Source organism: Pantoea stewartii subsp. stewartii, from assembly GCF_008801695.1.
Taxonomy (GTDB): domain Bacteria; phylum Pseudomonadota; class Gammaproteobacteria; order Enterobacterales; family Enterobacteriaceae; genus Pantoea; species Pantoea stewartii.
This window is the reverse complement of record NZ_VZPF01000031.1, coordinates 24,997-51,787: the sequence shown is the minus strand read 5'-3', so window position 1 is coordinate 51,787 and position 26,791 is coordinate 24,997. Positions and strand designations below refer to the sequence as shown.

28 protein-coding genes, 1 tRNA gene and 3 pseudogenes are annotated in these 26,791 nt (G+C 52.1%); 13 read left to right on the top strand and 19 right to left on the bottom strand.

Going from position 1 to position 26,791, the window contains the following annotated elements; translation table 11 throughout:
• Nucleotides 1-127 precede the first annotated feature (127 nt).
• Nucleotides 128-511: pseudogene (tnpA, locus tag F7Q90_RS11180) on the bottom strand (IS66-like element accessory protein TnpA); the annotation flags it as partial.
• A gap of 70 nt (nt 512-581) precedes the next feature.
• Between tnpA and F7Q90_RS11175 the strand changes: the two are divergent.
• The 3 genes from F7Q90_RS11175 to F7Q90_RS11165 are packed head-to-tail and all read left to right on the top strand — an operon-like array spanning nt 582 to nt 3,287.
• Nucleotides 582-1,319 carry an ABC transporter ATP-binding protein gene (locus tag F7Q90_RS11175; RefSeq protein ID WP_006119610.1) on the top strand — a complete coding sequence of 246 codons (738 nt, stop codon included), beginning with the start codon at nt 582-584 and terminating at the stop codon, nt 1,317-1,319.
• Nucleotides 1,320-1,368: 49 nt separating this feature from the next.
• Nucleotides 1,369-2,283 carry an ABC transporter substrate-binding protein gene (locus F7Q90_RS11170; protein ID WP_080577396.1) on the top strand — a complete coding sequence of 305 codons (915 nt, stop codon included), beginning with the start codon at nt 1,369-1,371 and terminating at the stop codon, nt 2,281-2,283.
• Between the two features lie 29 nt (nt 2,284-2,312).
• On the top strand, nt 2,313-3,287 hold the full coding sequence (locus F7Q90_RS11165) for a FecCD family ABC transporter permease (protein ID WP_085980089.1): 975 nt from the start codon (nt 2,313-2,315) through the stop codon (nt 3,285-3,287).
• Nucleotides 3,288-3,524: 237 nt separating this feature from the next.
• Here the strand turns inward: F7Q90_RS11165 and F7Q90_RS11160 are convergent.
• Nucleotides 3,525-4,763: pseudogene (locus F7Q90_RS11160) on the bottom strand (MFS transporter).
• A 674-nt stretch (nt 4,764-5,437) separates the two neighbouring features.
• Here F7Q90_RS11160 and hemH point away from each other — a divergent pair.
• Nucleotides 5,438-6,400 carry a ferrochelatase gene (hemH, locus tag F7Q90_RS11155; RefSeq protein ID WP_006119604.1) on the top strand — a complete coding sequence of 321 codons (963 nt, stop codon included), beginning with the start codon at nt 5,438-5,440 and terminating at the stop codon, nt 6,398-6,400.
• Between the two features lie 204 nt (nt 6,401-6,604).
• On the opposite strand, the gene F7Q90_RS11150 is transcribed toward hemH, so the two are convergent.
• The 3 genes from F7Q90_RS11150 to F7Q90_RS11140 all read right to left on the bottom strand — a co-directional run bounded on the left by F7Q90_RS11150 (nt 6,605) and on the right by F7Q90_RS11140 (nt 8,409).
• Nucleotides 6,605-6,680 (bottom strand) — tRNA-Asn (locus tag F7Q90_RS11150).
• A gap of 112 nt (nt 6,681-6,792) precedes the next feature.
• A complete protein-coding gene (gene mtfA, locus F7Q90_RS11145) occupies nt 6,793-7,560 on the bottom strand; it encodes a DgsA anti-repressor MtfA (RefSeq protein ID WP_006119602.1) in 768 nt (255 codons plus the stop codon).
• Between the two features lie 165 nt (nt 7,561-7,725).
• Nucleotides 7,726-8,409, bottom strand: coding sequence for an ASCH domain-containing protein (locus F7Q90_RS11140; RefSeq protein WP_006119601.1), 684 nt, complete (start codon nt 8,407-8,409; stop codon nt 7,726-7,728).
• Nucleotides 8,410-9,019: 610 nt separating this feature from the next.
• Between F7Q90_RS11140 and F7Q90_RS11135 the strand changes: the two genes are divergently transcribed.
• Together F7Q90_RS11135 and F7Q90_RS11130 are read left to right on the top strand one after the other, a co-directional pair.
• Nucleotides 9,020-9,724, top strand: a complete 705-nt coding sequence (locus F7Q90_RS11135) for a phosphohydrolase (RefSeq protein WP_006119600.1) — start codon at nt 9,020-9,022, stop codon at nt 9,722-9,724.
• A gap of 73 nt (nt 9,725-9,797) precedes the next feature.
• Nucleotides 9,798-10,049, top strand: coding sequence for an Arc family DNA-binding protein (locus F7Q90_RS11130; protein WP_006119599.1), 252 nt, complete (start codon nt 9,798-9,800; stop codon nt 10,047-10,049).
• A gap of 68 nt (nt 10,050-10,117) precedes the next feature.
• On the opposite strand, the gene F7Q90_RS11125 is transcribed toward F7Q90_RS11130, so the two are convergent.
• Both F7Q90_RS11125 and dcm read right to left on the bottom strand, forming a co-directional pair.
• Nucleotides 10,118-11,734 (bottom strand): methyl-accepting chemotaxis protein, encoded by a 1,617-nt coding sequence (locus F7Q90_RS11125; RefSeq protein WP_044242116.1) that lies wholly within the window; start codon nt 11,732-11,734, stop codon nt 10,118-10,120.
• 101 nt (nt 11,735-11,835) lie between these two features.
• A complete protein-coding gene (gene dcm / locus F7Q90_RS11120; protein WP_006119597.1) occupies nt 11,836-13,224 on the bottom strand; it encodes a DNA (cytosine-5-)-methyltransferase in 1,389 nt (462 codons plus the stop codon).
• Between the two features lie 233 nt (nt 13,225-13,457).
• Here dcm and F7Q90_RS11115 point away from each other — a divergent pair, with 233 nt between their 5' ends.
• The 5 genes from F7Q90_RS11115 to F7Q90_RS11100 all read left to right on the top strand — a co-directional run bounded on the left by F7Q90_RS11115 (nt 13,458) and on the right by F7Q90_RS11100 (nt 15,811).
• On the top strand, nt 13,458-13,937 hold the full coding sequence (locus F7Q90_RS11115; protein WP_006119596.1) for a very short patch repair endonuclease: 480 nt from the start codon (nt 13,458-13,460) through the stop codon (nt 13,935-13,937).
• A 65-nt stretch (nt 13,938-14,002) separates the two neighbouring features.
• On the top strand, nt 14,003-14,278 hold the full coding sequence (locus F7Q90_RS11110; protein WP_006119595.1) for a hypothetical protein: 276 nt from the start codon (nt 14,003-14,005) through the stop codon (nt 14,276-14,278).
• Between the two features lie 99 nt (nt 14,279-14,377).
• Entirely contained in the window at nt 14,378-15,280 is a 903-nt protein-coding gene (locus F7Q90_RS11105) for a DUF808 domain-containing protein (RefSeq protein ID WP_006119594.1), read from the top strand.
• Between the two features lie 44 nt (nt 15,281-15,324).
• The gene (locus F7Q90_RS27625) at nt 15,325-15,456 is read left to right on the top strand and encodes a hypothetical protein (protein ID WP_006119592.1); all 132 of its coding nucleotides are present in this window, start codon (nt 15,325-15,327) and stop codon (nt 15,454-15,456) included.
• Nucleotides 15,457-15,628: 172 nt separating this feature from the next.
• Nucleotides 15,629-15,811: a hypothetical protein gene (locus tag F7Q90_RS11100; protein ID WP_006119591.1), complete on the top strand. Its 183-nt coding sequence runs from the start codon at nt 15,629-15,631 to the stop codon at nt 15,809-15,811.
• Nucleotides 15,812-15,909: 98 nt separating this feature from the next.
• Here F7Q90_RS11100 and F7Q90_RS11095 read toward each other — a convergent pair whose 3' ends face one another.
• The 3 genes from F7Q90_RS11095 to F7Q90_RS11085 form a co-directional block, all read right to left on the bottom strand.
• Nucleotides 15,910-17,130, bottom strand: coding sequence for a glycosyltransferase family protein (locus F7Q90_RS11095; RefSeq protein ID WP_006119590.1), 1,221 nt, complete (start codon nt 17,128-17,130; stop codon nt 15,910-15,912).
• A gap of 40 nt (nt 17,131-17,170) precedes the next feature.
• Entirely contained in the window at nt 17,171-17,956 is a 786-nt protein-coding gene (locus F7Q90_RS11090; protein ID WP_006119589.1) for a mannosyl-3-phosphoglycerate phosphatase-related protein, read from the bottom strand.
• Between the two features lie 583 nt (nt 17,957-18,539).
• On the bottom strand, nt 18,540-18,734 hold the full coding sequence (locus F7Q90_RS11085) for a DUF2525 domain-containing protein (protein WP_006119588.1): 195 nt from the start codon (nt 18,732-18,734) through the stop codon (nt 18,540-18,542).
• A 304-nt stretch (nt 18,735-19,038) separates the two neighbouring features.
• On the opposite strand from F7Q90_RS11085, the gene F7Q90_RS11080 reads away from it, so the two are divergent.
• Together F7Q90_RS11080 and dsrB are read left to right on the top strand one after the other, a co-directional pair.
• Nucleotides 19,039-19,197, top strand: a complete 159-nt coding sequence (locus F7Q90_RS11080) for a YqaE/Pmp3 family membrane protein (RefSeq protein ID WP_006119587.1) — start codon at nt 19,039-19,041, stop codon at nt 19,195-19,197.
• A 62-nt stretch (nt 19,198-19,259) separates the two neighbouring features.
• On the top strand, nt 19,260-19,454 hold the full coding sequence (dsrB, locus tag F7Q90_RS11075; protein WP_006119586.1) for a protein DsrB: 195 nt from the start codon (nt 19,260-19,262) through the stop codon (nt 19,452-19,454).
• Between the two features lie 106 nt (nt 19,455-19,560).
• Here dsrB and F7Q90_RS11070 read toward each other — a convergent pair whose 3' ends face one another.
• The 9 genes and pseudogenes from F7Q90_RS11070 to fliL form a co-directional block, all read right to left on the bottom strand.
• Nucleotides 19,561-21,267, bottom strand: a complete 1,707-nt coding sequence (locus tag F7Q90_RS11070; RefSeq protein WP_006119585.1) for a methyl-accepting chemotaxis protein — start codon at nt 21,265-21,267, stop codon at nt 19,561-19,563.
• 136 nt (nt 21,268-21,403) lie between these two features.
• Nucleotides 21,404-22,040: pseudogene (gene rcsA / locus F7Q90_RS11065) on the bottom strand (transcriptional regulator RcsA).
• Nucleotides 22,041-22,667: 627 nt separating this feature from the next.
• A complete protein-coding gene (fliR, locus tag F7Q90_RS11060) occupies nt 22,668-23,453 on the bottom strand; it encodes a flagellar biosynthetic protein FliR (protein ID WP_006119583.1) in 786 nt (261 codons plus the stop codon).
• Nucleotides 23,453-23,722, bottom strand: a complete 270-nt coding sequence (fliQ, locus tag F7Q90_RS11055) for a flagellar biosynthesis protein FliQ (RefSeq protein WP_006119581.1) — start codon at nt 23,720-23,722, stop codon at nt 23,453-23,455. The genes fliR and fliQ overlap by 1 nt, the downstream gene beginning before the upstream one ends.
• Before the next feature lie 26 nt (nt 23,723-23,748).
• Complete coding sequence (gene fliP / locus F7Q90_RS11050; RefSeq protein WP_033742230.1) at nt 23,749-24,480, bottom strand: flagellar type III secretion system pore protein FliP; 732 nt, start codon at nt 24,478-24,480, stop codon at nt 23,749-23,751.
• A complete protein-coding gene (gene fliO / locus F7Q90_RS11045) occupies nt 24,480-24,878 on the bottom strand; it encodes a flagellar biosynthetic protein FliO (RefSeq protein ID WP_006119578.1) in 399 nt (132 codons plus the stop codon). The genes fliP and fliO overlap by 1 nt, the downstream gene beginning before the upstream one ends.
• Nucleotide 24,879: 1 nt before the next feature.
• Nucleotides 24,880-25,293 (bottom strand): flagellar motor switch protein FliN, encoded by a 414-nt coding sequence (gene fliN / locus F7Q90_RS11040; RefSeq protein ID WP_006119577.1) that lies wholly within the window; start codon nt 25,291-25,293, stop codon nt 24,880-24,882.
• The gene (gene fliM / locus F7Q90_RS11035; protein WP_006119575.1) at nt 25,286-26,293 is read right to left on the bottom strand and encodes a flagellar motor switch protein FliM; all 1,008 of its coding nucleotides are present in this window, start codon (nt 26,291-26,293) and stop codon (nt 25,286-25,288) included. Before fliM ends, fliN begins: the two co-directional genes overlap by 8 nt.
• A 4-nt stretch (nt 26,294-26,297) precedes the next feature.
• Nucleotides 26,298-26,783, bottom strand: coding sequence for a flagellar basal body-associated protein FliL (fliL, locus tag F7Q90_RS11030; RefSeq protein ID WP_006119574.1), 486 nt, complete (start codon nt 26,781-26,783; stop codon nt 26,298-26,300).
• Between the last annotated feature and the right edge of the window lie 8 nt (nt 26,784-26,791).

Sequence of the window (26,791 nt, the reverse complement as noted above, 5' to 3'; positions counted from 1 at the left end):
AATGGAGGCGAAGCGCCTCAAGGAGCCATGTCCGGTGTTTCACGCGATAGTGTCCATTAAAAAATGATGGACACTATTTTCCCGGAACCGGAGCCCGCTGCACAGACGGTTTAAATGTGACGCTTACCAACAGGTTATCGTTAATGCCGTTTTCGCGTGCAAGCTGGGCCACATTAGTGCCTGGCTGCAGTGATTTCTCGACCAGTGCGATTTTGAACGCTCGCGGGAAGTTTGGTCTGCGGATGCGCTTTCTGGCGTTCGGCTTTTCGTCCGTAACGGTAACCACAGGCACTGGCGGTGCGCTGGATAGGGAGCGGTAAAGACACTCATCCAGTTTTTGTTCTGACATGGCGGGGGGCAAAGGCCACGAAAGCCCGGCTTTCCGGAAGCGAACAAAAAGATCGCAAACGGTCGTTTTTGGAATTCCCAGACGGCGTCCGGCCTCGACCCGGGCTAAATTTTCGTCGAAGTGCAGATGCAGGGCTTCAAGTAGCCAGGTCCGGTGTTTCATACGCTAATGTCCATTATAAATGATGGACATTATTGTCAAGGAGCCGGAGGGAAACGGACAGACGGTCTAAATGCGACGCTTACAACCGCTCTTGCATCACATTCACTTCAGCGTCAGAGAGGGAGAGCGGCTGGTCATCATCGGGCCAAACGGCAGTGGCAAGACGTCATTACTGCGGGCAATGTGCCGTGAGTTATCGTCACCGCCACAGGCGATTCAGCTTAACGGCGCATGTCTGGCAACGTTTTCACGGCAACAGCTTGCCACCTGCATAGCCGTGATGGCGCAGAATGATATGCCCGATCTCAGGCTGTCGGTTGAAGAGTACGTTGCGTTGGGCCGTATTCCGCATCTAGGCGCCTGCCCGGCAGGAGTAAATCAACGGATCATCCACGAGTCCATTGATGAAACCGGTCTTTCAGCACTAAAAACACGCCCGCTGGCTGCGCTGTCCGGGGGAGAGCGACAACGTGCTGCACTGGCGCGCGTGCTGGCGCAAAAGCCGTTATTGATCTTACTGGATGAATCGACGAACCATCTTGATCCGCTGGCCCGCCAGCAGCTACTGGCACTCATTAAAAACAAAGGGATTACGGCAATAGCGGTACTGCATGACCTGTCCCTGATTGATACGTTTGCCGAGCGTGTGCTTATCCTGTCGCAGGGCGAGCAAATTGTGTGTGATCACCCGTCGCGCGCGCTGACGTCGCGCTATCTCCAGCCTGTGTTCGGCTTAAACAGCTTTACCGTAAAACATCCTGCCAGCGGTAAGCGCTTACGTATTTTTGAGGTGCCCGACTGTGCATGATGCATTGAGTAAAATCGGTTTTGCCGCGTTTCTGGCCGTGACGCCAGCCATGTGGGCCAGCGCAAGTGATTTTCCTGTCACCGTCGACAGTTGCGGCCAGCCCGTGACGTTCACCTCGCCGCCTGCGCGAGCCGTGATTAACGACCTCAATATGGCAGAAATGGCTTTTGCGCTGCATCTGCAGAACCGTATTGTCGGTCTCACCGGCATCAGTGGCTGGTACAAGATGACGCCGGCCTTTAAGCAGGCCATGGGATCCATCCCTGAGCTGGCACCGAAATATCCCTCACTGGAAACGTTGCTGGCCGCGAGCCCTGATTTCTTTTTTGCTGGCTGGAATTACGGGATGAAAGTGGGCGGTGACGTTACGCCTGCTTCACTGCGTCAGTACGGCATTAAAACCCTGGTGCTGAGTGAAAGCTGCGTCTTTACACAGAAGGACAAGCAGAAAGCGACGATGGATCTGCTCTATAACGACGAGATTAAACTGGGCAAAATTTTTGGCAAGCGGGCCGAGGCCGAGGCGCTGGTAGAGGACTGGAAACAGCAACTGCAGGCCTTACCTCAGCGTCCGGCTGACACGCAGCCTCGAAAAGTCTTCGTTTACGACTCAGGCGAAGATAAACCGTTCACCAGCGGAAAATATGCCATGCCGACCGCCATCATTGAGGCCGCCGGAGGTAAAAACGCGATGGAATCGCTGGAGATGAGCTGGGGCACCACCTCCTGGGAGAGCGTGGCGGCCACGCAGCCGGATTTTATTATCTTGCTGGACTATCAGACCGGCAGTGGGGCAGAGGCACTGCGCCACTTCCTGGAAAATCATCCGCTTATGAAGCTGACGCCTGCGGTGAAGCACCACCGCTACCTGAAGTTACAGTACGCTGAACTCACACCGGGGCCGGCCAATATTCAGGCCGTGGAGAAGCTGGCTCATGCGCTCTATTCGACGGATGCGCCGTGAATCGATTGCCGCATCGTTATTCAGGAATAATGAGTGCGTCCTGCCTGCTGCTGGCGATCCTGATGCTGATCAGCACGGCGGAAGGCACCGTGTCATTGTCTTTAACGCAGGTGCTGTCCGCACTCGACATGGCAGACGCGCCCGTCTCTGAAATGATCACGCGAATCGTGATCGACCTACGGTTACCTCGCACGCTGCTGGCCGTGATGACGGGGGCTGGCCTGGCCATCGTCGGGGCATTGTTGCAAACCACCACCCGTAACGATTTAGCCGATCCGTTTTTATTTGGTCTGTCCTCTGGGGCCTCAGCCGGTGCTGTACTGGTGATTACCCGCTTTGGCGATCGGCTGTCGGCGTTAACCTTGCCCGTTGCCGCTTTCGCGGGTGGGCTGTTTTCAGCCGCCGCCGTCATGTTGCTTTTTCATTTCAAAAAGCAACGTTCAGCAGAGCACTTGATTCTCTGCGGGCTGGCCGTGTCATTTCTGTTTGGTGCGGTGACCAGCTATTTGATTTTTTCAGGCGACCAGCGCGCGGCCAGCTCGGTGATGTTCTGGTCACTGGGCGGGCTGGGATTAGCCAGCTGGCATAATCTGCCTTATGCACTGGTAAGTCTGGCACTACTGACAGGGTTTGTGGCGCTGCGCGGGCGGCAGTTGGATGGATTGCTGGCGGGCGAGCAAACCGCACTCTCGCTTGGTATTCACGTCAACCGGTTACGCATCGAGGTGTTTCTGTGCTGTGCGCTGGCAACCGCGTTGCTGGTGGCACTGACCGGCGTCATTGGCTTTGTCGGACTGATGGTGCCGCACCTGTGCCGACACGTAACGGGTGTGAAACACCGGTTGCTGATCCCCCTGTGCGCGCTCTGGGGCGCCATTTTGTTGTGTGCTGGCGATATTGCCAGTCGGACGCTGCTGGCCCCGCAGGAGCTGCCCATTGGCATCATCACGGCCGGTATCGGCGGAGGATTTGTGATTGTGCAACTGATGCGAAACAGGACGTGAAGGTCAAACCGGCCACCTTATAGGGTAAATATAAAGTGGCCTTGTCCCGGAAGGGGCCTTATCACCCGCTGCATCACTGGCTACAGACAGGCAACGCATAACAGATCATGACGCGTTTATACCTTATGCGGTATCAACGTACTGTGCAGGTATGGCTTGTCATTCCTGGCCCGCTGCGCCTGACCTGGCGAAATTCGCCGTAGGTTCCCCGAGCCCATGCCACATTCCCGCTCAACGTTATGCCACCGTCTCATTCTCAAGCTTCTGCCTTTTCCGCAGATTCGGAAAGAGCATCATCCAGAGCCCAACTACCACCAGTGTCCCGACGCCGCCAATGACGGCGGCAGGCACCGCGCCCATCCATGCCGCGAGCAGCCCGGATTCAAACTCACCCAACTGATTTGAGGTATTGATAAAGATAGCGTTAACCGCATTGACGCGGCCGCGCATCGTATCCGGTGTATCCAGCTGAACCAGTGCGCCACGGATCACCATGCTCACCATATCGAAACCACCCAGCGCGGCCAGCGCCAACAGAGAAAGCCATAGTTTTGTTGAGAGCGCAAACAGCAGCGTCGCCAGGCCAAAACCGGCCACGGAACCAAACATAATCATGCCAACATGTTTTTCCAGCTTATGACGGCTGAGCCAGACGCCGACCAACAGGGCACCCACTGACGGCGCACCGCGTAACAGGCCAAGTCCCCATGGCCCGGTGTGCAGAATATCCTGGGCGAAGACAGGGAGCAGGGCGGTCGCCCCGCCCAGTAACACGGCGAACAGGTCGAGCGATATTACGCCCAGAGCATCCTTGCGTTCGCGAATAAAGCGTACGCCCATAAACATGTTCGACAGCGTCATCGGCACACGTTCCTGAGGAGGACGCTCATAACGTAAGCAACTCACCAGTATCAGCGAGAATAAATAAAACAGGGCTTAAACCCCGTAAACCACCTCGGGACCGGCTATATACAGCAGTCCACCCAGCGTTGGCCCGACAATCACCGCCGCCTGACCGCCAACAGAGCTGGCCGCCATGGCGCGCGCCAGAATGGGTGGCGGGACCAGCGCCGGCAACATAGAGGTAATGGCTGGCCATTCCAGGGCTTTCGCCAGCGAAATCAGAAAGACCAGCCCCCAGATTTCAAGTTTGTCTGCCCAGTGCAATAGCGTCAGCGCCACCAGACCGAGCAGCGCGGCCCACTCAATCAGTTGGCCGATAACCACGATACGGCGGCGGTCGAACTGATCGGCCAGATGTCCCGCAGGCAACGCCAGAAGCACTGAGGGCAGAAACTGCATCAGGCCAATCATGCCTAACGCCATCGCGCTGTGGGTTATTGCATAGATTTGCCAACTGACGGCCACGGAAAGCATCTGAAAACCAAATGAAGAACAGGTTCGGGCGAGCCAAAACGCCACAAATGACCTGTGTTGCAGCAGCGAATCTTCGCCTGTTGAAACGCCTGTACGCATCCTGATTCCTGTCCCGAAAAGCCTCGCGGCAAAAGTGATTGCCTCAGTCTGATTGATGACCGTGATGTAATCTGGTTTTTTTCTGACTAAAGCATGGCGATGTTACTGCCTGGCGGTCTGCGCGATATTCACGCCATGGGCAGCGTCAGTCAGCACAGATAGAGCGCTAAATATTAGCATGCTCAATATTCAGTTTAATAAATCAAAATATCGACAAGATGTGATTTTAACCCGCTGAATAATGGGGAATTGCCGGATTACTTTTTATCATTCACCACAGAAAATGTACGAGCCGATCGGAAGGGACGCGACTTATCAGAGCTATTGGTCTTTCGTCGACGCAGCGATGATAAGATACGATCCAATGTTTTTTGACCGTCAGGCAAAGCCGTGTCAAAAAGCAAATAAAGGCGGGCTCGCAGGGCATAACGCTTTTTACGGCGTAAAAGACGTTAAAGCCCGCCCGACTGTTTCATCCATGGTCCGGGCTCATAAGGCGGCGTAAGACGTCAGCAAAGACGTTGGCAGGCTGACTCGACGTCGTCGCAGAAGTCCGCGCCATGCCTTCGTTTCGCCGTCACTGACGCAAAAGGCGCAGACGGAGGAGATGATGTCCTTGAGTGTGCTACAGTGTTCAGGCACTTTTTTCCTTGGGTTTTCAGAGGTCCCAGCTAATGACGAATAAACAGGGTGTTTTAATTGTTAACCTTGGAACACCAAAAGAACCCACGACTGCTGCGGTTAAAACATTTTTATCGAAATTTTTGCACGACTACAGAGTGGTCGATTTACCCCGGATCCTGTGGTGCCCGATCCTGCATGGCGTAATTATCCCGCTACGCGCCAAACGCGTGGCCAAATTATACTCCTCTATCTGGATGGACGAAGGTTCACCGCTGATGGTGTACAGCGTCCGTCAGGCGCGCGCACTGGAAGCGCTGACAGGCATGCCTGTTGAGCTGGGCATGAGTTATGGTGAGCCGAGCATCGGGGGCGCTATCGACAGGCTGCTGGCGAAAGGTGTCGATAAAATTATCGTTATTCCTTTGTATCCGCAGTTTTCCTCGTCCACCGTGTCATCCGTTTTCGACAGCGTGAGTCGTCACCTGCAGACGATGAAGAACCGCTACACACCGGCGATCAACTTCATCAACGACTATGCCGATCATCCTGCTTATATCGATGCGTTAAAAACGTCCGTGCTTGAATCGTTTGAGGCCAATGGCGTTCCGGATGCCTTACTGGTCTCCTATCACGGTATACCAGTCAGGTTTTCAAACGAAGGCGACAAATATCAGGAGCGTTGTGCGTTAACGACGAAATTACTCACCGACGCCCTGAACATGCCTTCGCTAAAAGTAGTGATGACCTTCCAGTCACGTTTCGGCAGGGAACCCTGGTTAACGCCTTATACCGATGAAACCATTAAAAATCTGCCTGCGGAAGGCGTGAAAAGCCTGCAGGTAATCAGTCCGGGTTTTGCGGCAGACTGTCTGGAAACGCTGGAAGAACTGGATGAGCAGAACAGGGAAATCTTTATGCATGCGGGCGGGACGTCCTTTACCTATATTCCTGCGCTCAATGATAAACCTGTTCATATTGAGATGCTGCGCCAGCTGGCGGAGGGCGCGAAATAGCGTGCTGCGGTCCGTCACTTGTTAAAGACCAGTAGCGACAAAGCCAGAATGCGTTCATTCTGGCTTTGTGTTTTTTATTAACTTGCAGGATTTTATTATGCCAGATTGCTAAATTTGGCCGTAAAGCAACGCGCGGAAAGGAGACAGAGAAAGGCGATCGGCTGAAAAGCAAAAAGCCTGCTCGTAAGCAGGCTTTTTTAATTCTGGCTCCTCTGACTGGACTCGAACCAGTGACATACGGATTAACAGTCCGCCGTTCTACCGACTGAACTACAGAGGAATCGTGTGAACGAGGCGAATAGTAACGAGGTCGGCTCAGGGTGTCAACAGTATAAAAGCGTTTAGCATTCAACTGGCTAGCTTTAAAGCAATGCGTCTGCAAAGCAGGCGATTTAGTCGTGAGCGGCTCCTGTTCTGCTTAACGGGTCCTGCTGATAAAAGTGCTGAAGATGACGGTACATGGCCGGGAAACGCTCCGCCAGCAGGGCCGGGGCCGTAAAAAAATACTCGGATAATACCGCGAAACACTCTGCCGGATCGCTGGCGGCATAAGGATCGATGCTGGCGGCCTGCTCACCGACACTTTCCACTTCATGTTCAATCCCGGCCATCGCGCTACGCAAATCTTTTTCCCATTGGGCAACCTCACGTAGCGGCATCATTGGCACGCCGCTGGTATAACCGCTACCGCGCGCATCCAGTTTGTGCGCCACTTCATGAATGACCAGGTTGTAGCCGGAAAGATCGAAGGAGTCCTGAATATCCAGCCAGTTGAGCACGACCGGCCCTTGCGTCCAGCTTTGCCCGGCATGGACGGCAGGGGCGTGATGGACCAGGCCATGCTCATCCTGCCACAGGCGATCCACATTGAAAGGCTCGGGATAAATGAGCACTTCGTGAAAGCCGTCCAGCCAGTCGAGCCCCAGCTTCAGCACCGGCAGGCAGAACAGCAAAGCAATGCGCACGGTACGCAGCGTATCAAGCTGACAGCCTTCAAGCGGAACCAGTTTTTTTTGCTGCAGAAAATGCTGAGCCATGGCCTGCAGCGACTGACGTTCATCGTGGTTGAGGAGGGTAAAAATCGGCTGTGTCAGCCCGGCCTGCCAGGGCAGGTCAGTCAGATCCGTATTGCTGTGTGTTTTCCATGGCCATTTAAACATCGTTGGTTCCGCACTGAATGCTGCAATTGCAGAACCCTGAGCGACCAGACAGTAAAATGCCAGCATCAAAACGGCATGCTGGCATCGTCAGGCTTCAGGGATGAAGGAGCAATATTCAACCTGTTAGCAAGGAAATTGTCTGTGATTCAGCCCACAAAGCGCAGGCTAAGTTGATTCGCGCGTGGCACGCTCGAACTCAATAACCCAAACCCACGGGTTAACCTGCCAGCTGGTTGCCCCGTACTGTTTTTGCCAGGCTTTGCGATAGGCTTCTTTAGGCAGTTCAGAATTGACGTTCATGGTAAAGAAGTTGTTCAGGAAGTGCGAGTCGGTCTGCACACCTTCCGCCATAATGTCGTCTTCACTAATATCCTGAATCTGCTCTGCGCGCACATCCGTAATAATCAGGTCGATGCGGCTTGCCCAGCGCGGCATATGAATGGCTGTTGGCCAGCCAAACTGCTCGGCGTCCGGTCCGCCTGACGTATGTTGGCCCAGTTCATTGCTGTCCGCCCGGTACTGGCAAAAGTCCGGCGAGCGAAACGGGGTGGGATCGCGTTCATAATCCGCCAGCGCATGTTCAGGCACGATGGGGCCACGCCAGGTTTCGCGGACCCAGAGCTTGTCGCCAGGCATGCCGTAAGGACAATGATAACGAATGTCGTTCATGGCCATCATTTTGTCACCGTGCAGGTGATTAGCCTGTACATCAAAGGCATGTACCCCTTCATGATGATCCTGGCCTGGACCAAAAGCCTGCGTTTTCATTATGCGCCGGGTTTGGGTTTGTTGGCCAACCAGCAGGGCTCGGACCCGCTGTTCGGAAAAAAGAATCGGCCGCTCTTTCATGGATTACCTCTTTTTATTAGTCGATCCCGGTTACTGCTGAAACAAAAAGGGCACCTAAATGGTGGCAATATCATAAAAAATATAAATCATTATTCCTGGTAATTGGCCACCGTGTGGTTCGCTCAGTTGTGATGATTTTTAATCCACCGGACAGGTGTGGATAAAAAATCATCAGCACTGCTGTTAACGCGTATTACCGGACATCTGATAGTGAGAATACAGTACGTTATATCGGCAAAAATAGGAACCTTTTCAGATTTATCCATCTATAATTTTCGCCGCTTTTATTGTTTTTTACATTTTTATTATGACATTAATTCCCTCACTCTGAGATAAAATAGCGCTGAGTAATCATTATTAATATTAAACTAGGCATCCTGCCTAAAACTGAATCAGTCAAGGCTGAAAAAGCAGCAAATGGCTGCTTTCCTGGTAGCAAATTGCCATAAAAATGATCAGCGTCTCATTTTTAAGAGGAATTTAAAGGTCCCGACCGGCTTTTTCCTTAGCGATGTAAAGAAAATGTCATTAGCCATTCGTTATGATGACAAAGCCTATACGCGTAACAGGTCGTCAATTGAGACGAAAATAACCCTTACAGGAAAAGATTATGTCACTTGCACTTTGGCAGGCTCGCTATGAAACCTGGTTTGAAAAAAACTGGATTCATGATGATGGCGCACACGATATTGCGCATTTACGTCGGGTCTGGATGAGCGCGCAGCGCATTATGGCAGGTACATCTGCCGACCCCCTGATCGTCCTGACTGCCTGCTACTTTCATGATGTGGTGAATTTACCGAAAAACCATCCTGAACGTAATAAGGCTTCCACTTACGCCGCCAGCGAAACGCAGCGTATCCTGCAGCAGGACTTTACGGATTTTCCTGCCGAATTAATCGGTGGAGTGATGCACGCGGTTCAGGCACACAGTTTTAGCGCGGCCATCACGCCCGAAACCCCTGAAGCGAAAATCGTTCAGGATGCCGATCGGCTGGAATCGCTGGGTGCAATCGGGCTGGCCCGGGTGTTTTACACGGCCGGTACGATGAACCGTCCTCTGTTCAACAGTGAAGACCCGCTGGGGAAAGCGCGTGAACTTAATGATGTGGAATGGACACTGGATCACTTTCAAACCAAGCTGTTACGGTTGCCTGAAACGATGCAAACCGAAGCAGGGCGGAGACTCGCAGAACACAACGCGGACTTCCTGGTACGCTATATGGCCAAGTTGTGTGCTGAGCTGCAGGGTAATCTGGTTAGTCTGGATGAGGCAGTACTTCGTGATTTTAGTCCCTTACACGCGGAATATTAAATTTTTATGACAGTATAGGAATCGATACAGTCATCCGGTAGCGTGGAAGCAATAACAAAAAAGGAGTGAGGAAATGACCGAAACTGTTAATTTGACGATTAAAATTGATCCTGCATTGAAAGAACACATTAAACAGCTGGCGCTTGAAAACCAGGTATCAATGAGTCAGGAGATCGTGCAACGTCTGCAGGCCAGCCTCGAAGCACCTTCTCAGCCCGCCATCGACAGTCAGAACACGGAAGAAGGCGCGTCGGATGCTTTAAGTTCCAGCGAAATTAAACAACTGCGTACGCTGCTTAAGAAACAGAGTAAGAAAAAGAAATAATGGTTATCGGTGTTCTCGCGATGAAAGCCGCCTTTGATAAAGGCGGCTTTTTTATTCAGAGCGCGTATTCAGACGGCAATGCGAAATTGTTGCGCGCTTTCGGCCAGGCGTGAAGCCTGATGTTGTAAGGTATCGGCGGTGCGTACCTGCCGCGCCGTAAGCCCCTCGTTAGTATGCAGTTCCTTGTCCAGCGCCACCACTTCGGCGGCAATGCCAGACACGCGGCGACTTTGTGCTGTGGCGTTTTCCTCCAGTTCTTTTAACTGGGTGACCACGGCGCTGACCGACTGGCTGATTTGGTAAAACAAGGCTTCCAGTGACTTCACCTTGTTGAATCCCTCAGAAATATGCAGCTGTGTATTGTTCACCAGCCCGTTAATTTGCTGTGCCGACTCGCCGCTTTTATTCGACAGGGTACCCATCTCTTTTGCCACGACGCTAAAGCTGCGTCCATAAACCCCTGCATGCGCTGATTCAATCGCCGCATTCAACGCCAGCAGACGCGTTTGCAGTGAAAGACCGTCCAGCAGCTCGACAATGCCGGCGATTTCCCCTGAGGAATCGACGATGTGGCGCATCTGCACCTCCATTTCATCGACCTGACTGGCGCACTGCTGCATCAGTTCATCCGCGACATGTGCCTGCTGTGCGGCCTGTTGCGAAAACAGCGTACTGTTTTCAACCTCTTCCGAGACACGATGCAGGCGCTGTGAAATATGACTAAAGCTGCTGTTTTGCACCTTATAGTGCTCGCTTACCTGGTCATTGGTATGCTGCATTTCCCGCGCGCCCTCCGCCACGCTGGCGGCTATGGTATTAATTTCTGCCACAATGGTGCGCAGCCCTTGCCGCATATCCGCCACCGCGTTAAACAATCCGGCGGTTTCTAACGATTGCAGACGAGGCGGTTGCGGGCAACTGACTAAGTCGCCAGTGGCGATAGCCTGCAGCTGGCGGCTGGCCAGTCTTAAAGGAATAATCACGCCGCGCAGCAGCAAAACCCCACCCGTCAGCAACAGCGTAAACAGCAGCCCTGTGACCAGCAGCGACAGGTTACGGCTGGTGGTCAGCGTCTCCAGTGTCAGGTTGTTGACGGCAGAAAGCTGTTTGTTGGCCTGGGTGATTTCGTTAAACCAGGCGCTGTTAAACTGCTGCTGATAAGCCTGCATCGGCACCATAAAGAACGCATCGATATTATTGGCTTCCAGGCCTTTAAGCTGCTCTTCAAGGCCCTGGGTTAACATCATGAAACCCTGCTCAAGCTCCCCCTTGGGAACGGCATGGTACTGAGCAAACAGCTGTTCTGCATGCACGAGTGAGGATTTTGCGGTTTCCGCCAGGCTCTTCCAACTGTCCACCGATCCACTTTTCTGATCTTCCATCAGATAAATGCCTGCCCGGTGACTGTTATCGCTGGCCGTCAGCAGCTCTATGCGAGCGTGATCGAGCAGCGCCAGCCGGTCGCGCATGGCACTCGCCTGCGTCAGGTTCACTTTGGTATGGCTGACCTGCGCGGTCAGCAGAACAATCCCGATGGATTGCAGCAAACAAAACAGCACAACGAACAGCATAAAATTGCCGCGCAGGCTGGTAAGCCAGGTGGGCACCGGGGGCAGTTTGACGCGATAGCGACGCTTCAGACTGCGCAGGGATAACAACGTGAGAGGTGACATCATTCTACCCATCAAGTGAAAAAGCAGCAGTATTCTGGGCTTGTATGACGAGGTTGTGACAATATCGCCTGGCAGCGGGAAAAGAGGAGAAAGGTTGCGCCTAAGCGCAACTTTTAGCGTGTTTTATGCTGTAAATCGCTGATGTAGGGCAGGAGAAGCTGCGCCACGGCGGCAAAAACGGGGACGACAACGGAATTACCAAACTGTTTATACGCTTGCGTGTCAGAGACCGGAATGCGAAAAGGCTCACTGCCGGCATCATCGAAGCCCATGATGCGTGCGCATTCACGAGGCGTAAGACGACGGGGACGATGCGCCATATTGGTGGCATCAAGGAAATCACGCTCGCCTTTATCCGCGTCCCAGCCGCGATCGATCAAAATCTCAGAGCCATCTTTATAGTAGCGGGCAGACAGGGTGCGCACGCAGCACTGCAGATTGCGCGGATCGTTCAGACCAAAGCCAAAGCCATTCCCCAGCGCTTTATGCTTTTTGGCATACTGATACAGATAACGCCACAGCACCTGCGACAGGATGTACTTATCATCAGGTGCGGCTTCCAGCAAACTTTGCAGGCTGGGCACCTGGGCAGGGAAAAAGCGTTTGATGTCGCGCAGGGTAAAATTCTCGCAGCCGGCAATGTCCCGTCGAATGCCCACCAGCACAATACGCTCGCGGTGTTGAGGCAAGAAATGGCGGGCATCAATCACTTTCGGATCCGGTGCACTGGCATCGGCATCCGCGACGGCATAGCCCAGTTCATCCAGCGTATCCATGATGATGGCAAAGGTCCGGCCTTTGTCATGGCTTTTTAGGTTCTTCACGTTCTCCAGCACGAAGAAGGGCGGTTTTTTGGCGGCAAGAATGCGTGCTACATCAAAAAACAGCGTACCCTGCGCCTGGCATTCGAACCCATGCGCCCGACCCAATGCATTCTTCTTACTGACGCCAGCCAGCGAAAAGGGCTGACAAGGAAAGCCTGCCAGCAGCACCTGATGATCGGGGATGGCTGCATCAATGGAGGAGTAGATCGCTGTTTCATCGTATAGCCCGGCAGGCTGCGTGACCTGGCGGATATCGGTATTGAAGTGGTGCTCAAGCGGATCGCTGTAATGGTTGGCCCGGTACGTGCGAATCGCCTCTTTATTCCACTCACTGGTAAAGACACATTTTCCACCAATGCGCTCAAATCCGCGACGAATCCCCCCGATGCCGGCGAACAGATCAACAAAACGAAACGCAGGTGCATCATAATGCGCAGGACGAGACGGCAATAAGCGCTCGAACAGATCCCGCTCCGCAGTGCTCAGTGCGGGCAGCGTGCTTTTACCCTGACGAATACGGTTGATGAGCGTCGGTGACCAGTGCGCAAAGCCGGCCTGATGCAGTCGGGCAACGATATCCCTGACGGAATAGATCGACAGGACCTGGTGTAACAGATTCAGTTCATCGGAATGCAGATCTGCAGAAAGAAGAGGTTCAGCGGTTGCGACGGCGTGCATGCAAATATCCTTAACAGTGAAGCGCCTATGCTATCACTCCTTGCCCGATGAGGAAATCCGCCTGACGCGGCGGCGGTGGGCTGCAAAACACGCGAGTGTAAAAGTCTGGACAGGTAGCACCGGACGCGTGATTACCGTCCGGAAGCGCCAAAAAAATGGCCGCTTTTGTCCAGGTGGCTTTCGCTTTTCAGGACGGCGACTAAAGTTGAAAGAGTAGCCTTTAAGGAGATGCTATGGCCGACGTTCACTCCAGCGAAACGCGCAGCAAAAACATGCGCGCTATTCGCCAGCAGGACACTGCGATTGAGCAACGCATCGCACTGTTGCTTAAAGATCGCGGATTCACTTACCGGGTTCAGGACAAAAACCTGCCAGGGCGGCCTGATTTTGTCCTGACCGCTCATCAGGCCATTATCTTTGTGCACGGCTGCTTCTGGCATCGTCATCACTGCTATTTGTTTAAGATACCCGCCACGCGCACCGAGTTCTGGACAGGCAAGATTAACAGCAACGTCGAACGAGACCATCGCTATGTCCGGCAGTTACGTGAGAGCGGCTGGAAGGTTCTCATCATCTGGGAATGTGCACTGCGTGGCAAACTCCGTCTCGACGACGACGCGTTGCTTGAACGACTGGAAGAGTGGTTACTGGTGATGAATGACAGTGCTGAAATCGATCATCAGGGCATTCATCATTATCGTGAGCAGGAATGATCGGGCCTTGCCCATCAGTAACATAACATGTTAGATAGACGCTTTTCCGTGACCGGGAGACCGAGATGAGCAGCATAAAACTGACGGTTAAACGTCTCTACCAGATTCGTGATGAGCGCATGGTGAATACCAAAGCCACCGCCAGAATTTATGTGGGCGAAACGCTGGTGGCCACGGAAGAAATTACCGGCATGACGGAAAGCCCGGTCAGTAAATACCTGCATAGCGAAGGACTGGCTGGGCAAGCGGTGCGCGTCGAATGGGATTGTGAGGGCATCGCAGAGATGACGGTAACGGAAATCGAACGATGCCCATGTTGTCAACATAACGAACCGGAATAGTCACAACGCACGCATCGTATGCCGTTGGGCTTCGTCGAGGATGAGGCTTCCACTGTTTGCGATGTAAGTCGTTGTCGATGACCGAATAAGGGACATATTTTGGCAGGAACCAGTTTATTAACGTTGCTGGATGATATCGCCACGCTGCTGGATGATATCTCTGTAATGGGCAAAGTCGCGGCAAAGAAGACGGCGGGCGTTCTGGGTGACGATCTGTCACTGAATGCGCAACAGGTCAGTGGCGTAAAAGCCAATTGCGAACTGCCGGTCGTGTGGGGCGTGGCCAAAGGCTCGTTTCTGAACAAGCTGATTTTGGTGCCGCTGGCGCTGATTATCTCGGCATTTGCGCCGTGGTTAATCACGCCGCTGTTGATGATTGGCGGCGCTTACCTTTGTTATGAAGGTGTCGAGAAAGTGCTGCACAGCCTGCAACACGACAAGCAGCAAAATTCACCAGAGGCCCGTCAGCAGCGTCTGGATAATCTGGCAAAGCAGGACCCGCGTGAATTTGAAAAGAAAAAGGTTAAAGGGGCTGTGCGCACCGATTTCATTTTGTCCGCCGAAATCGTCGCGATTACGCTGGGCATCGTTTCGGAAGCACCGCTGCTGAATCAGGTTCTGATCCTGGCGGGCATTGCCATTCTGGTCACGATTGGCGTTTACGGTATTGTGGCGGGCATCGTGAAAATCGATGATCTGGGATTCTGGTTAAAGCAAAAATCGTCACGGGTGGCCCAGTCAGTTGGTGCCGTGCTGCTGGCCGCGGCACCCTGGCTGATGAAAATATTAACCGTGGTGGGCACGCTGGCCATGTTCCTGGTGGGAGGGGGCATCATTGTTCACGGGATAACGCCTTTGCACCACTTTATTGAAAATGCTATCGCTCCGTTTAGCGGGCTGGTGTCAGGGCTGCTGAGTAACGGCGCTAACCTGGTGATTGGTTTTATCATTGGGTCGATCGTGCTTTTAGTGGTTAACCTTATTGCCAAACTGCGTGGGTAATCGGTATAACAGCGCCTTCTTTTACGCGTTCTGGGGAGAAAACAATGAGCGACGATATGTTTGAATTCGATATAGATGCTCAGTTAGAGCAGGCCGAAGCCAAGGCAGAAAAAAAGGCGGCCGAAGTGCCTGACGACCTGAGTGACGAAGCGGATTGCGAAGGTTGCAAAATCTGATTCATCCTCCCTCTGAAGCGGATAGCCTCTTATCCGCTTTATTCCTTTCCAGGATAACCTTCTACTTTATTCTGAATTTGCCCTTTTTCTGCGCGCCTTAACAGCAGCAACTTTTTTACCATGCTATAAATAAATATTAAGAATTAATGTCAATGGATAAAGAGGGCGCAACATGGTTTTTGCAATCAGTGATGAAGTGCAGCATAAGGACGGCGGGCAAACGATGGTGGTGACCGGTCATGCCAGCGGCATGGTAGAGTACCGCTGGTATGATGGTTATGCGGTCAGAAGCGAGGCGTTTCGGACAGACGAGCTCAGCCACACCCGTGAGTCACAACCGCAGTTAACGTCCTGATTGCAGATGACCGGGCCGGTGTTGTACACCTGGCCCGTCTGTCTGTCTTCCTTCCAGGCATCACGTCACGTAATAGCCTGTCTTCCACCTATGGCACGCTAAACGTTACCGTCATTATCCTCTTCTACCGCCTTGTAAATTCGTTGCAGAATATCCGGGAAGGCAGACTGAACCCGACTCCAGCTTGGGATAAACGGCTTGTCATTTGGGCGTTCTATAAAGGACTGACCCGCATCCAGGATAGCCTGGGTAAACATCTCGACCGCAGCCTCTTCCACGTGCTGATCGAATTTCAGTCCGTTCATGGCGGCCTCATGATTGTAGATTTCCATCATATCTAACGCATTGCGATAGTAGGTGGCTTTCAGCACGCGGAAGGAGTCGCTGGTGAGCGGCACGCCCATGGTGGCAAGTTTACGTAAAAGAGACTGAACAATATCGTTGCTCATGCGCTTCAGGCCGCCTGTTCCGTCATCCTCTGCCAGCGGCTGATGCTTGTGGTCATAATTATCCGCAATCTCAACCTGGCACGACTGGCGTGTGGTGTAATTGCGATAGATCTCGGAGAGCACGCCAATCTCCAGGCCCCAGTCACCCGGAATTTTAATCCCGTTAAGGACATGAGTACGCATGGCGAACTCGCCGGAGAGCGGGTAACGGAAACTGGAGAGGTAATCAAGGTACTCCGAGTGACCATACACTTTTTGCAGGGAACGCAGCAGCGGCCCGACTAATAAACGGCCCATGCGACCATTGAGTTTGCCGTCGGCGACACGCGCATAAAATCCTTTACAAAACTCATACTGAAACGCGGGATTCGCCAGCGGATAAAGCAGACGTGCCAGCATACCGCGCTCATAGGTAACAATATCGCAATCGTGTAGCGCGACACAGCTGGTGCGGTCGGAGGCCAGCGTATAGCCGGTGCAGAACCAGACGTTACGCCCTTTGCCCGGATTCGTCGGCGACAAACCTTCTTTGTCCAGTTCCGCGTCGATCGCCTTCAGGCGGGGACCATCATTCCATAAGATCCGATGGCGCTGCGGCAGGCGAGAAAAGAACTCGCGGGCATGGAGGAACTGATCGCGATCGGCCCGGTCAAGGCCGATGACAATTTCATTCAGATACGGCACTTTTGCCAGTTCATCGACGATTTTGCTCAGTGCCGGTCCTTCCAGCTCAGAAAACAGGGAGGGCAGAATTAACCCCATTTTGCGTTTACGCGCAAAACGCACCATCTCTTTTTCCAGCGATTCGACGCTGCGGTGCGTGAGATTATGAAAGTTAGTAATTACGCCATTCTGAAAGAAATCACTCATTGCATCATCCTTATGGGGTTGCCCGAGGAACCACAGCCGTTCATGGCTGCGTTAAAAAATGGTCCAGACCTTCGCGCCAGCCTTCAGGGCCGTGATGCGTTGTATGATAAACCTGCCCATCATTACGCGTTAACGTGACAGGGTTTTTGCTGAAGCCTTTAATCACGATGGCATAATCGACCGCATCGAGCATAGGTGCATCGTTAGGGCCATCACCCAGTCCAATCGTGATCAGATCCTGATGGCTGTAATGCGACAATAATTTATGCAGGGCATGGCCTTTTCCGCTTCGGGCCGGCATCACGTGCCAGAAGCGGCCGCCCTGGGTAAGCGTCAAATGGTAGTCAGCCAGCGCATGGCGAAAACGGTCTAACGCCTCGTCGGTATCGCGCCAGACGATAACTTCGGAAGCATCGCGCTGGCGGGCGAGCGCGGCCTCGGCTTCCGGTAAACCTGTCATTGCCGACACGTCGCTGTCGCTAAAATCCTGAAAGCCGCTAAAGCGGAACTGCTGTTTCATCGCGCTAAGAATCCGACAGATGGCGACGTAGTTCAGCTTATCGTCAGGGATACGAACGGGTTTGTCCTCGCGGAAGTAGAGAACCGCGCCGTTTTCGGCGATAAACGGCGTACCGCTAATCCCGATTTTTCGTTGTAACGGCAGAATTTCCGCCGCCGTCTTGCTGGAGCAAATCACCACAGGAACCTGATGCTGGCTGAAGGTCTCCAGCCATGTTGTGGCGGCATCCCAGTTGTAGTCGTGGTGGTCAAGCAGCGATCCATCGAGGTCGGTCACGATCATCAGCGATTCATTCAGGTTGGGCATCAAGGTCTCCTCCACACGGCTCACGTTAGCCACGGCATCTGTTTAGTGTAGTTGAGTCCTGAAAAGGCTCGAGGTTCCGTACTCATGCAGACAGAACCAGGAGGATTCTTAAAACCCGATAGGACAAAAAGCGGGAGCGGTCAGAATGTGCACGACGCATGGCGCGCGCGCTGCGGCTTGCGTAGGCAGGAGGAGGGCAGGAGCAGAATAAGATGAGCGAAACGTGCATCGCAGAAGCTTGTTTTCATTACCGGAACAGCTACTCTGAGAAAGCAGTATGTCTTCCCTGGTGTAACGATTTGAATACTTGCCTGGCCTGTGCCGGGTATTTTTTTGCCTGCTATTCCGCCCGGCGAGCGATCCCGCTAGCGATTGATCTCACTGTAGCGGCAATCGTGAATGTCCATCTCACACTGCTCCGCAGGGGCTTTGTTGAATAAATGGATTTTATGCTGTGGTACTATGAAAACGGTTGTTTCAGATAACATAAAATCAATGCGTTACATGCTTGCGTATGACGGTGTTCTGTCTGGCATCAGCGTTTTCTACCAAAACAGTGCAGACAAAACAGAATGATTACCTATTATTCAACAAAGCCCTCCGCAGGTTCACGGCACGGGGCTGTCGGCCCGCCAGCATTTTTTTCAGTCTGCGCAACCTGAGGCGAAAAATAGTCCTGTACCTGTCCTGCCGTGTCACGCTGGATGGCATGAAGAAGCGCATCCATTTCACTGTCCCGATCACTTTGGTTTTCATCTGAAGCGAGAAAATGCGTCATAGTCTGCCTCCAAAGAGCAACGTGAATACTGAGTATAGAACGGCGGGCTGACAGCAGGGAAGGGTAAAAAAAAGCCCGCGCTGCGCGGGCAAAATAATCCTTGTTACTTTGGGTGTGTTGTTTTCCTGGGGTAGGAAAGCAACGCAATGAAGTGTAACGATTCTCGTGTTAAACGTCCGGCTGTGAAGTGTCAGGAAAACGAAAAAAACCATGACTCAGATTTACCTGACTTTTCCTGTAACCCTTCAGAAAACGGCTATATTGGTAAGCAAAACGGTTTTTCTCAGTACCTAAAGGAATGGTTATGGACTTACTTCGAATTCTTATCGCTATTTTACTTCCACCACTGGGCGTTTTCCTGCAGGTCGGTTTTGGCGGCGCGTTCTGGCTGAACATTTTACTGACCTTGTGCGGCTACATTCCCGGCATCGTCCATGCCGTGTGGGTGATTGCCCGCCGTTAATGCCTGCATTCGTCCTACGCTTCCATTACACTGTTATCAGGAACGTTTCTGGAGAGTAACAGATGAAGGTAGACGATCGCGTAAGCGTTAAAACCGACGGTGGACCCCGGCGAATCGGTACGATCCTGGCGGTAGAACCTTTTAACGAAGGGACGATGTTTTTGGTGGCGCTGGACGATTACCCGCAGGGGATCTGGTTTTTTAACGAGAATAATCACCGGGACGGCGTTTTTGTCGAGCCCTGGGTTCCCGCCTGATTATCGGTCAGTCTGATGAAAACGCCCGCGATGTCTGAGGATGTCGCGGGCGTTTACTTTTATCTGTCCTGTCACGCATGTCACAGGACAGGGGCGTCCGCTTGGGTCAGAACGTTTCCCAGTTTTCATGACCAGAGGTAGTGGCTACCGGACGTAGCACGGGTGAGCTCGCTTTCGGTGCCACGTCTTTAACATCGGGAGTTTTCGCGACCGGTGTGTCGACTAAGCGAAATGCGGAAACCGCTTTCGTCAGTTTACCCGCCTGATCTTCCAGTGATGCCGCCGCCGCTGAGGCTTCTTCAACCAGCGAGGCGTTCTGCTGGGTCACGTTATCCATTTCCGTTACCGCCTGGCTCACCTGCTGAATAACGCGGCTTTGTTCATCCGAGGCGGCAGCAATCTCAGACATGATATCGGTCACGCGACGCACCGCTTCGACAATTTCACCCATCGTACTGCCGGCCTCGCCAACCTGATGCGAGCCACTGCTGACTAACTTCACAGACTCGGCAATCAGGGATTCAATTTCCTTCGCGGCCTGGGCGCTGCGTTGTGCCAGACTACGGACTTCACTCGCAACAACCGCAAAGCCACGCCCTTGCTCTCCTGCGCGCGCGGCTTCGACGGCGGCGTTCAGCGCCAGAATATTGGTCTGGAAAGCGATGCTGTTAATCACATTGGTGATCTCAGCAATTTTCTTCGAGCTGCCAGAAATATCGTTCATGGTTTTCACTACACCACTGACCATGTCGCCACCGTTGCGTGCTTTATCTGATGCATCGGCTGCCAGTTGGCTGGCATGGTGCGCATTATCGGCGTTCTGTTTCACCGTCGCCGTTAACTGCTCCATGCTGGCTGCGGTCTGCTCAAGGGCGGCGGCTTGCTGCTCCGTCCGCGAGGAGAGGTCGGTGTTACCGGCTGAAATTTCACTGGAGCCTTGATAAATGGCGATAGCGCCTTCAAGCACCGAACCGACCGTTCTGACTAACGATTCCTGCATGCGCTGCAGATTATCCAGTAGTAAGCCGATTTCGTTACGACCGTGCGGTACTGAAGGGGCGGTTAAGTCACCCTGAGCGATACGCTCGATATGGGCAACCGATTTGCGTAAAGGCGTGATCACGACCCGACGGAGAAAAACAAAGGTCAGCAGCACCAGCACCAGCGCAGCCACAAACGCACCACCCATGGAAATAAAACCAATACGTGACTGTTCGGCAGCCTTGGCGTTAATGAAATCAGAACGGATATCCCGAAGTTTGATCGCCTTGACCAGCACAGCGTTATAAGCGTTATCCAGTTTACGCGTGGTGTCGGTTTCCTGGGCAATGATGCTTTCGAAACTGCCCTGTTTACCGGCGTCAATCATCGGCTTCAGGCCTTTTTGAACATACTCTTTGAAGCGAGTAGTGAGCTCTTCGTCCAGCCTGACGTCTTCGGGGGTTTTATTCTTGCGGTTCAGGTAGACGTTGAGGCCATTTTCAGCCTGCTTAATACGCTCATCCGTTGCGGCAAGGTTGGCATTGAAATCATCCATCTCACCAATACGCGCGGCCGCACCGGCCTGGATGATATTCAGTCGGGCAGAGCGGAGGTTTGAGGAGCTGTCGATCAGACCGTTGCGGACCTGAATTTCCTCAGTTGCATCTTTCAACGACTGATTACTCAGGATGAGGAAGTAGCTGGAAATGCCTATACAGAGTGCGAACAAAAATAATATCCCGCCGAAAATCAAACTAAACAGCGGGACCAGTCTGAGATTTTGCCAAAAACTGACGTTGTGATGTCCTTCATTAATCAGCGTTGTGTTCATTTCCTTGCTCTCTTAAGGGGGCCTGATGAAAAAAACATCGGCAGGAGCAGGAAAAGGTTTATGCTGAAAATTGAGATCTTGATCGCTAATCACTAAAAAAAACCGGCCTTTTGGGCCAGTTCTGTGAGGCGGCAAACTATCTTACGTTGACGTAAATACCAGAGGTCACGTTATCGGTTAAGCGCACGACATGGTAAATAACCTGCTTGTTGTGCGTTTTAATTTTCCGCTTAATGTTTCCTTTATGGGAAGAGACCGTCTTCGCTTTAATTTGCATTTTGTCGGATATCTGGATGGTGTCATGACCCGACATCCACATTTTCAGCATATTTGACTCAGTCTGGCTCAACGTCAGAGGGTGAACGTCCAGCCCTGAGGAAATACGCGGAGACATGTTAAGTTTCTTTTGCAAATACGTGCTAAGGAGAGAATCCAGCGTTGAAGGTTTAATGGCTTTCGACGTAATAATTAAATTTTTTCGGACATACAGATATTCTTCAAAATGAATATTACTGATGGCCATAAAAATAAAAAAACAGTGTTTCTGGATGCTGATTAATAATGCTGCGAATGCGCTCGCTTGAGTCGGTTTCGTGAATGAAACAGTCTTCATTAATAAACACAACACCTGGTTTCAACTGCTCACATCTTTGCTGTAATTGCTCAATATCGGAGACAGAAGTAATATTTTTCTTCTTCACTCCTTTAGAAGACATATAGTCCGATAATCCCAGGCGTGTGTAGTTGCAGGAATCCATAATAATCGTTGGCATGTTAGCGACCCTCACCAATTTGTTATCCGTTTAAATCAACGATGAATTACGCGTTGCGGTACGAGAAGATTTCCAAAGCGCTTTTTTTTATTCTGCTGATGCAGCGTGGCAACGGGCAAACGCCCGTAAAAGTCTTCTTCCTTGACCCGTTCTGCAAAATTTTTTCTTACTCTGGCCCCACACCTGGCGTCGAATCCACATCGGGTATTGATGTAAAGTCGTACCGGCGCGAAACACCGTTTTTGGGAGCAATGTCACTATCGCTGAAAACCCAGAGTTTTCTGATAGGACAAGTCTTAAAAACATTTGTTTCACGAAAGTGTAAGGCTGAAGAGTGAGTTGACAATGCCGGAAAAAACATTTTCTGACAAGAAAAATCACACAATATTTTTTCTTGTTTAATTTCAATGCATTGCCGATTTTATCACCAAAACAACCCTGTCGATGACTCTGTGTACCGCCCGACTAAAATACGCGATGCGCGGTTTAATAAGAATTATTTTAAGACTTATCGCACATTTATCAGAATATCCTTAGTTGATTTCTGGAAAATATGGTTTGAAAAATGCCCGGATAGTTGTGAATTTCTTAAGTATGGAAAAGAAAAAATAGTTAGATACTTAATGTTCAGGAGGGGGACAGTTCGGTGAGGAACTGGGCCAGAAGATCAAATATTTCGCCGAACAGGTGCTCACAGAACGGGGCGAGAAGGGGCATCAGCAGGCTAATCGTCAAAATGCCGACTGATAAGGTAATCGGGAAGCCGATCGCGAAGATTGATAACTGTGGTGAAAGACGGTTTAACAAACCCAGGACCATGTTTAGCGTGAGTAGCAGAACGATCAAGGGTAACGCTAACATCATGCCATTAAGGAAAATCATGCCGCCTGATTTTGCAAGCGCCATAAAAGCATTAGCTTCAAGTGGTGTTCCACCTACAGGAAGTGTATGAAAACTGTCCGCCAACAGTGAGATAAGCCACAAATGACCGTTGAAGGATAAAAACAGTAACATGGCCAGCATGTCGAGAAAACGCGCAAGGACCGGCATATTAAGCCGACTGGCGGGATCAAAAAACGTCGCAAATGACAGACCCATCTGCAAACCAATCAGTTCACCGGCCGCCCGGACAGCTGCAAAGGCAAACTGCATCGTAAAACCAATGGCGATACCAATCAGCATTTGCTGAATCAGCAGCATGAAACCGGCCGGCGAAAACAGGGTGACGTTCACCGGCGGTAACAGCGGGACCAGCAACCAGGTGATCATGGCCGCCAGGCCGATTTTCACCCGTTTGCTGATGGCGCGCTCACTCAATACCGGCGCTGTCGCAATCAGCGCCAGAATGCGCACCATCGGCCAGAAAAACTGGCTTATCCAGTGAACAAGCTGGCTGCTGTCGAGCGTAATCATCAGCCGATGATATAGGGCAGGTTAGAAAAAACGGTGCGGATATAATCCAGCAAGACGTTTAACATCCAGGGACCGGCAACGACGCCCGTGGCCGCCACCGCAATAATCTTAGGAATGAAAGACAGCGTTTGTTCATTAATCTGGGTCGCTGCTTGAAGCAAGCTCACCAGTAAACCGCTGACCAGGGCGGCCAGCAGCATCGGAGCGGCCAGCAGCAACGCGACGCGCATCGACTCCTGGCCCATTACCATTACCGATTCAGGTGTCATGAATATCTCCTGTGCCACTCACAAGATCAGGAATAGAAACTTTGTGCCAGCGATCCAACCAGCAACTGCCAGCCATCCACCAGAACAAATAACATTAATTTAAAGGGCAGGGCGATGGTTGCCGGCGGCACCATCATCATACCCAGCGCCATTAATACGCTGGCCACGACAAGGTCAATAATTAAAAAAGGAATAAAGACGGTAAATCCAATCTGGAAGGCGGTCTTTAATTCACTGGTCACATAAGCAGGTAATAAAATACGCATCGGCACGGCTTCCGGCCCGACAATGGGAGGCGTATTTGCCAGACGGGCAAATAACGCTAAGTCAGCTTCACGCGTTTGACGCAGCATAAATTCACGCAGGGGTTGTGCGCCTTTATCAATGGCCACATCCATACTGATTTTATCCTGACTGAAAGGTAGATAGGCATCCTGATAAATTTTATCAAAGGTAGGTGCCATAATAAAAAAAGTTAAAAAGAGCGTCAGGCCCAGTAATACCTGATTGGGCGGCGCAGAGGGCGTGCCCAGCGCATTACGCAGCAGACCAAAAACAATAATGATGCGGGTGAAGCTGGTCATCATTAACAGAATGGCCGGCAGAAACGTCAACGAGGTAATAAATACCAGCGTTTGTACCGGAAGTGACCAGCTCTGGCCACCATTGGCTAATGGCTGGCTTACCAGGCCTGGTAACTGGGCGTGAGCAACCGGTGCCAGCAACAGCAGCGGCAGAAGAGGGAGCAGTCGACGCATCATGGGTTTTTTCCGGGACATTTAACCAGATTCTGTAATAACTGACGAAAATCCTGCGGTGCTGCCTTTTCCGCGGTGTCTACATCGGGTGAACCCGGTGGCAACGTATGCAGGTGGGTAATTTGCTGTGCCGTTACGCCCAGTACCAGACGGGCATCTGGCGTATCAACGATGACGACGCGCTCGCGCTGACCGACCTGGACACTGGCCGTGAGCGTCAGCTCACGGCTGCCGACTTTTTTCGGCGCAAAGCCCATACGACGGGCCAGCCAGGCGCATGCCAGAATCAACAGGATAATAACAACCAGAACACCACTTACCTGAGTCAGTACAGAGCCCGCTGAGATGGCGGGCGTCTGCGGCGTAGCCGGTTGGACAGTATGATTCTGGTTATTCATATTAACGGCTCAGACGGCGCATACGTTCTGAAGGCGTAATGATGTCGGTGATACGCACACCATATTTGTCGTTAACGACCACGACTTCACCCTGCGCAATCAGGTAACCGTTAATCAGGATATCCAGCGGCTCGCCTGCGAGACCATCCAGTGAGACCACAGAACCCTGTGTCAGACGCAGCAGTTCTTTGATGGTCATCTTGGTGCGGCCCAGTTCCACAGTCAGTTTTACCGGGATATCCATAATCAGGTCAATATCCTGCAATGAGCCTGAAGTGTTGCTGCTTTCAAACGATTTGAAAACGTCATCACTCTGTGAGGTGCTGGCACCAGAGCCCACCTGCTCATTCATTGCTTCAGCCCACAGATCGTCCGCAGAGATGGTGTCATCGGACGGTTTCTTGCTGTCAGTCATGGGGCTGTTCCTCGTTAAGCGAATTCAAAATCGGGTTAATCAAATGTTCTACACGCAGCGCATACTGACCGTTAAGTGTACCGTACTGGCTGGTTAAAACAGGCACACCGTCCACGTGGGCAATAATGCGCTCGGGTTTTTCAATCGGCAGGACATCGCCGGGTTTCAGCTGCAACACGCGTGACAGACGCAACGACGTTTCAGCAAAATGGGCAATCAGTTCCAGTTCAGAATGCTGAACCTGCTTCACCAGATTGTCCCGCCAGTGTGTATCTTCTGACCGCGAGTTTTCCAGCGGCGGATTCACCAGCATTTCACGCAAAGGTTCAATCATCGAAAACGGAATACAGATGTTGAACTCACCGACAAGGTTGCCAATCTCGACCTGGAACGGTGTGTTGACGACGATATCGTTAGGCGATGTGGTGATGTTGGTGAACTTCACCTGCATTTCCGAACGGACGTACTCGACATCCAGAGGATAAATCGCTTTCCACGCATCGCTGTAGCCATCAAGCGCCAGTTTCAGCATACGACGAATGACGCGTTGCTCGGTATGCGTGAACTCACGTCCTTCTACTTTAGTCGGAAAACGCCCATCTCCGCCAAAAAGGTTATCAACGGCAATAAATACAAGGCTCGGTGAAAACACGACCAGAGCCGTGCCGCGCAGCGGTTTCAGGTGGATCAGGTTCAGGTTCGTTGGCACCGGCAGGTTGCGGGCAAACTCATGGTATGGCTGAATCTTGATCGCGCCCACGCTGATATCCGGGCTACGGCGCAGCAGGTTAAACAGCGCCATACGGAAATGACGGGCAAAACGCTCGTTAATAATTTCCAGCGCCTGTAAACGCTCGCGCACCACGCGGCGCTGGGTATTGGGATCATAAGGGCGAATATCGCCCTCTGGCCCGTTTTGTTTCTTTTCTTCTTCCGCGCTGCCACTGTCGCCGTTTAATAGCGCGTCAATTTCAGCCTGGGAGAGAATGCTGTCGCCCATTGATTCACCTCAAAATGAAGGCGGTAAACAGTACGTCGTCTACGACCTGCGGAGGTTGACCTTTCACCAGCGGTGGTGCCAGCGCCTGTTTGATTTGCTCAACAAGCGCTTGCTTTCCTTGCTCTGTCGCCAGCGCAGCAGCGCTCTGGCGAGAAAGCAGCAGTAACAGACGACTGCGAACCTCAGGCAGATAGTCACTCATCCGACGACGCGTTTCTTCATCCGGCAGACGCAGAGTAAACCCTACGTACAGTACACGGTCTGGATCGTTGTCGGGATTGACCAGGTTAACCGTAAATGTATCAAGTGCAAAAAAGACCGGGGCGGGAGGCGGTTCAACTTTCGCGACCTCCGGCTTATCGCCCTCATGTTTATTCATTATTCGCCAGACTGCATAGCCTGCCACGCTGCAAGCGGCCAGCGTTACGATCAGCAACACTGGAATCAGGATTTTACGTTTGCGACCTTTAGCTTTCGCGTTATCAGACATTTTAGCAG

Bases quoted from the DNA above. Each gene is read 5' to 3' on its own strand.
- F7Q90_RS11175 (WP_006119610.1), top strand. From the start codon at position 582: ATGCGACGCTTACAACCGCTCTTGCATCACATTCACTTCAGCGTCAGA.
- hemH (WP_006119604.1), top strand. From the start codon at position 5,438: ATGACGAATAAACAGGGTGTTTTAATTGTTAACCTTGGAACACCAAAA.
- dsrB (WP_006119586.1), top strand. From the start codon at position 19,260: ATGAAGGTAGACGATCGCGTAAGCGTTAAAACCGACGGTGGACCCCGG.
- F7Q90_RS11135 (WP_006119600.1), top strand. From the start codon at position 9,020: ATGTCACTTGCACTTTGGCAGGCTCGCTATGAAACCTGGTTTGAAAAA.
- F7Q90_RS11080 (WP_006119587.1), top strand. From the start codon at position 19,039: ATGGACTTACTTCGAATTCTTATCGCTATTTTACTTCCACCACTGGGC.
- mtfA (WP_006119602.1), bottom strand. From the start codon at position 7,560: ATGTTTAAATGGCCATGGAAAACACACAGCAATACGGATCTGACTGAC.
- F7Q90_RS27625 (WP_006119592.1), top strand. From the start codon at position 15,325: ATGAGCGACGATATGTTTGAATTCGATATAGATGCTCAGTTAGAGCAG.
- F7Q90_RS11115 (WP_006119596.1), top strand. From the start codon at position 13,458: ATGGCCGACGTTCACTCCAGCGAAACGCGCAGCAAAAACATGCGCGCT.
- F7Q90_RS11110 (WP_006119595.1), top strand. From the start codon at position 14,003: ATGAGCAGCATAAAACTGACGGTTAAACGTCTCTACCAGATTCGTGAT.
- F7Q90_RS11130 (WP_006119599.1), top strand. From the start codon at position 9,798: ATGACCGAAACTGTTAATTTGACGATTAAAATTGATCCTGCATTGAAA.
- F7Q90_RS11125 (WP_044242116.1), bottom strand. From the start codon at position 11,734: ATGGGTAGAATGATGTCACCTCTCACGTTGTTATCCCTGCGCAGTCTG.
- fliP (WP_033742230.1), bottom strand. From the start codon at position 24,480: ATGCGTCGACTGCTCCCTCTTCTGCCGCTGCTGTTGCTGGCACCGGTT.
- F7Q90_RS11170 (WP_080577396.1), top strand. From the start codon at position 1,369: ATGTGGGCCAGCGCAAGTGATTTTCCTGTCACCGTCGACAGTTGCGGC.
- F7Q90_RS11165 (WP_085980089.1), top strand. From the start codon at position 2,313: ATGAGTGCGTCCTGCCTGCTGCTGGCGATCCTGATGCTGATCAGCACG.
- F7Q90_RS11085 (WP_006119588.1), bottom strand. From the start codon at position 18,734: ATGACGCATTTTCTCGCTTCAGATGAAAACCAAAGTGATCGGGACAGT.
- F7Q90_RS11070 (WP_006119585.1), bottom strand. From the start codon at position 21,267: ATGAACACAACGCTGATTAATGAAGGACATCACAACGTCAGTTTTTGG.
- F7Q90_RS11100 (WP_006119591.1), top strand. From the start codon at position 15,629: ATGGTTTTTGCAATCAGTGATGAAGTGCAGCATAAGGACGGCGGGCAA.
- fliM (WP_006119575.1), bottom strand. From the start codon at position 26,293: ATGGGCGACAGCATTCTCTCCCAGGCTGAAATTGACGCGCTATTAAAC.
- fliN (WP_006119577.1), bottom strand. From the start codon at position 25,293: ATGACTGACAGCAAGAAACCGTCCGATGACACCATCTCTGCGGACGAT.
- F7Q90_RS11090 (WP_006119589.1), bottom strand. From the start codon at position 17,956: ATGCCCAACCTGAATGAATCGCTGATGATCGTGACCGACCTCGATGGA.
- fliO (WP_006119578.1), bottom strand. From the start codon at position 24,878: ATGAATAACCAGAATCATACTGTCCAACCGGCTACGCCGCAGACGCCC.
- F7Q90_RS11140 (WP_006119601.1), bottom strand. From the start codon at position 8,409: ATGAAAGAGCGGCCGATTCTTTTTTCCGAACAGCGGGTCCGAGCCCTG.
- F7Q90_RS11095 (WP_006119590.1), bottom strand. From the start codon at position 17,130: ATGAGTGATTTCTTTCAGAATGGCGTAATTACTAACTTTCATAATCTC.
- fliL (WP_006119574.1), bottom strand. From the start codon at position 26,783: ATGTCTGATAACGCGAAAGCTAAAGGTCGCAAACGTAAAATCCTGATT.
- fliQ (WP_006119581.1), bottom strand. From the start codon at position 23,722: ATGACACCTGAATCGGTAATGGTAATGGGCCAGGAGTCGATGCGCGTC.
- fliR (WP_006119583.1), bottom strand. From the start codon at position 23,453: ATGATTACGCTCGACAGCAGCCAGCTTGTTCACTGGATAAGCCAGTTT.
- dcm (WP_006119597.1), bottom strand. From the start codon at position 13,224: ATGCACGCCGTCGCAACCGCTGAACCTCTTCTTTCTGCAGATCTGCAT.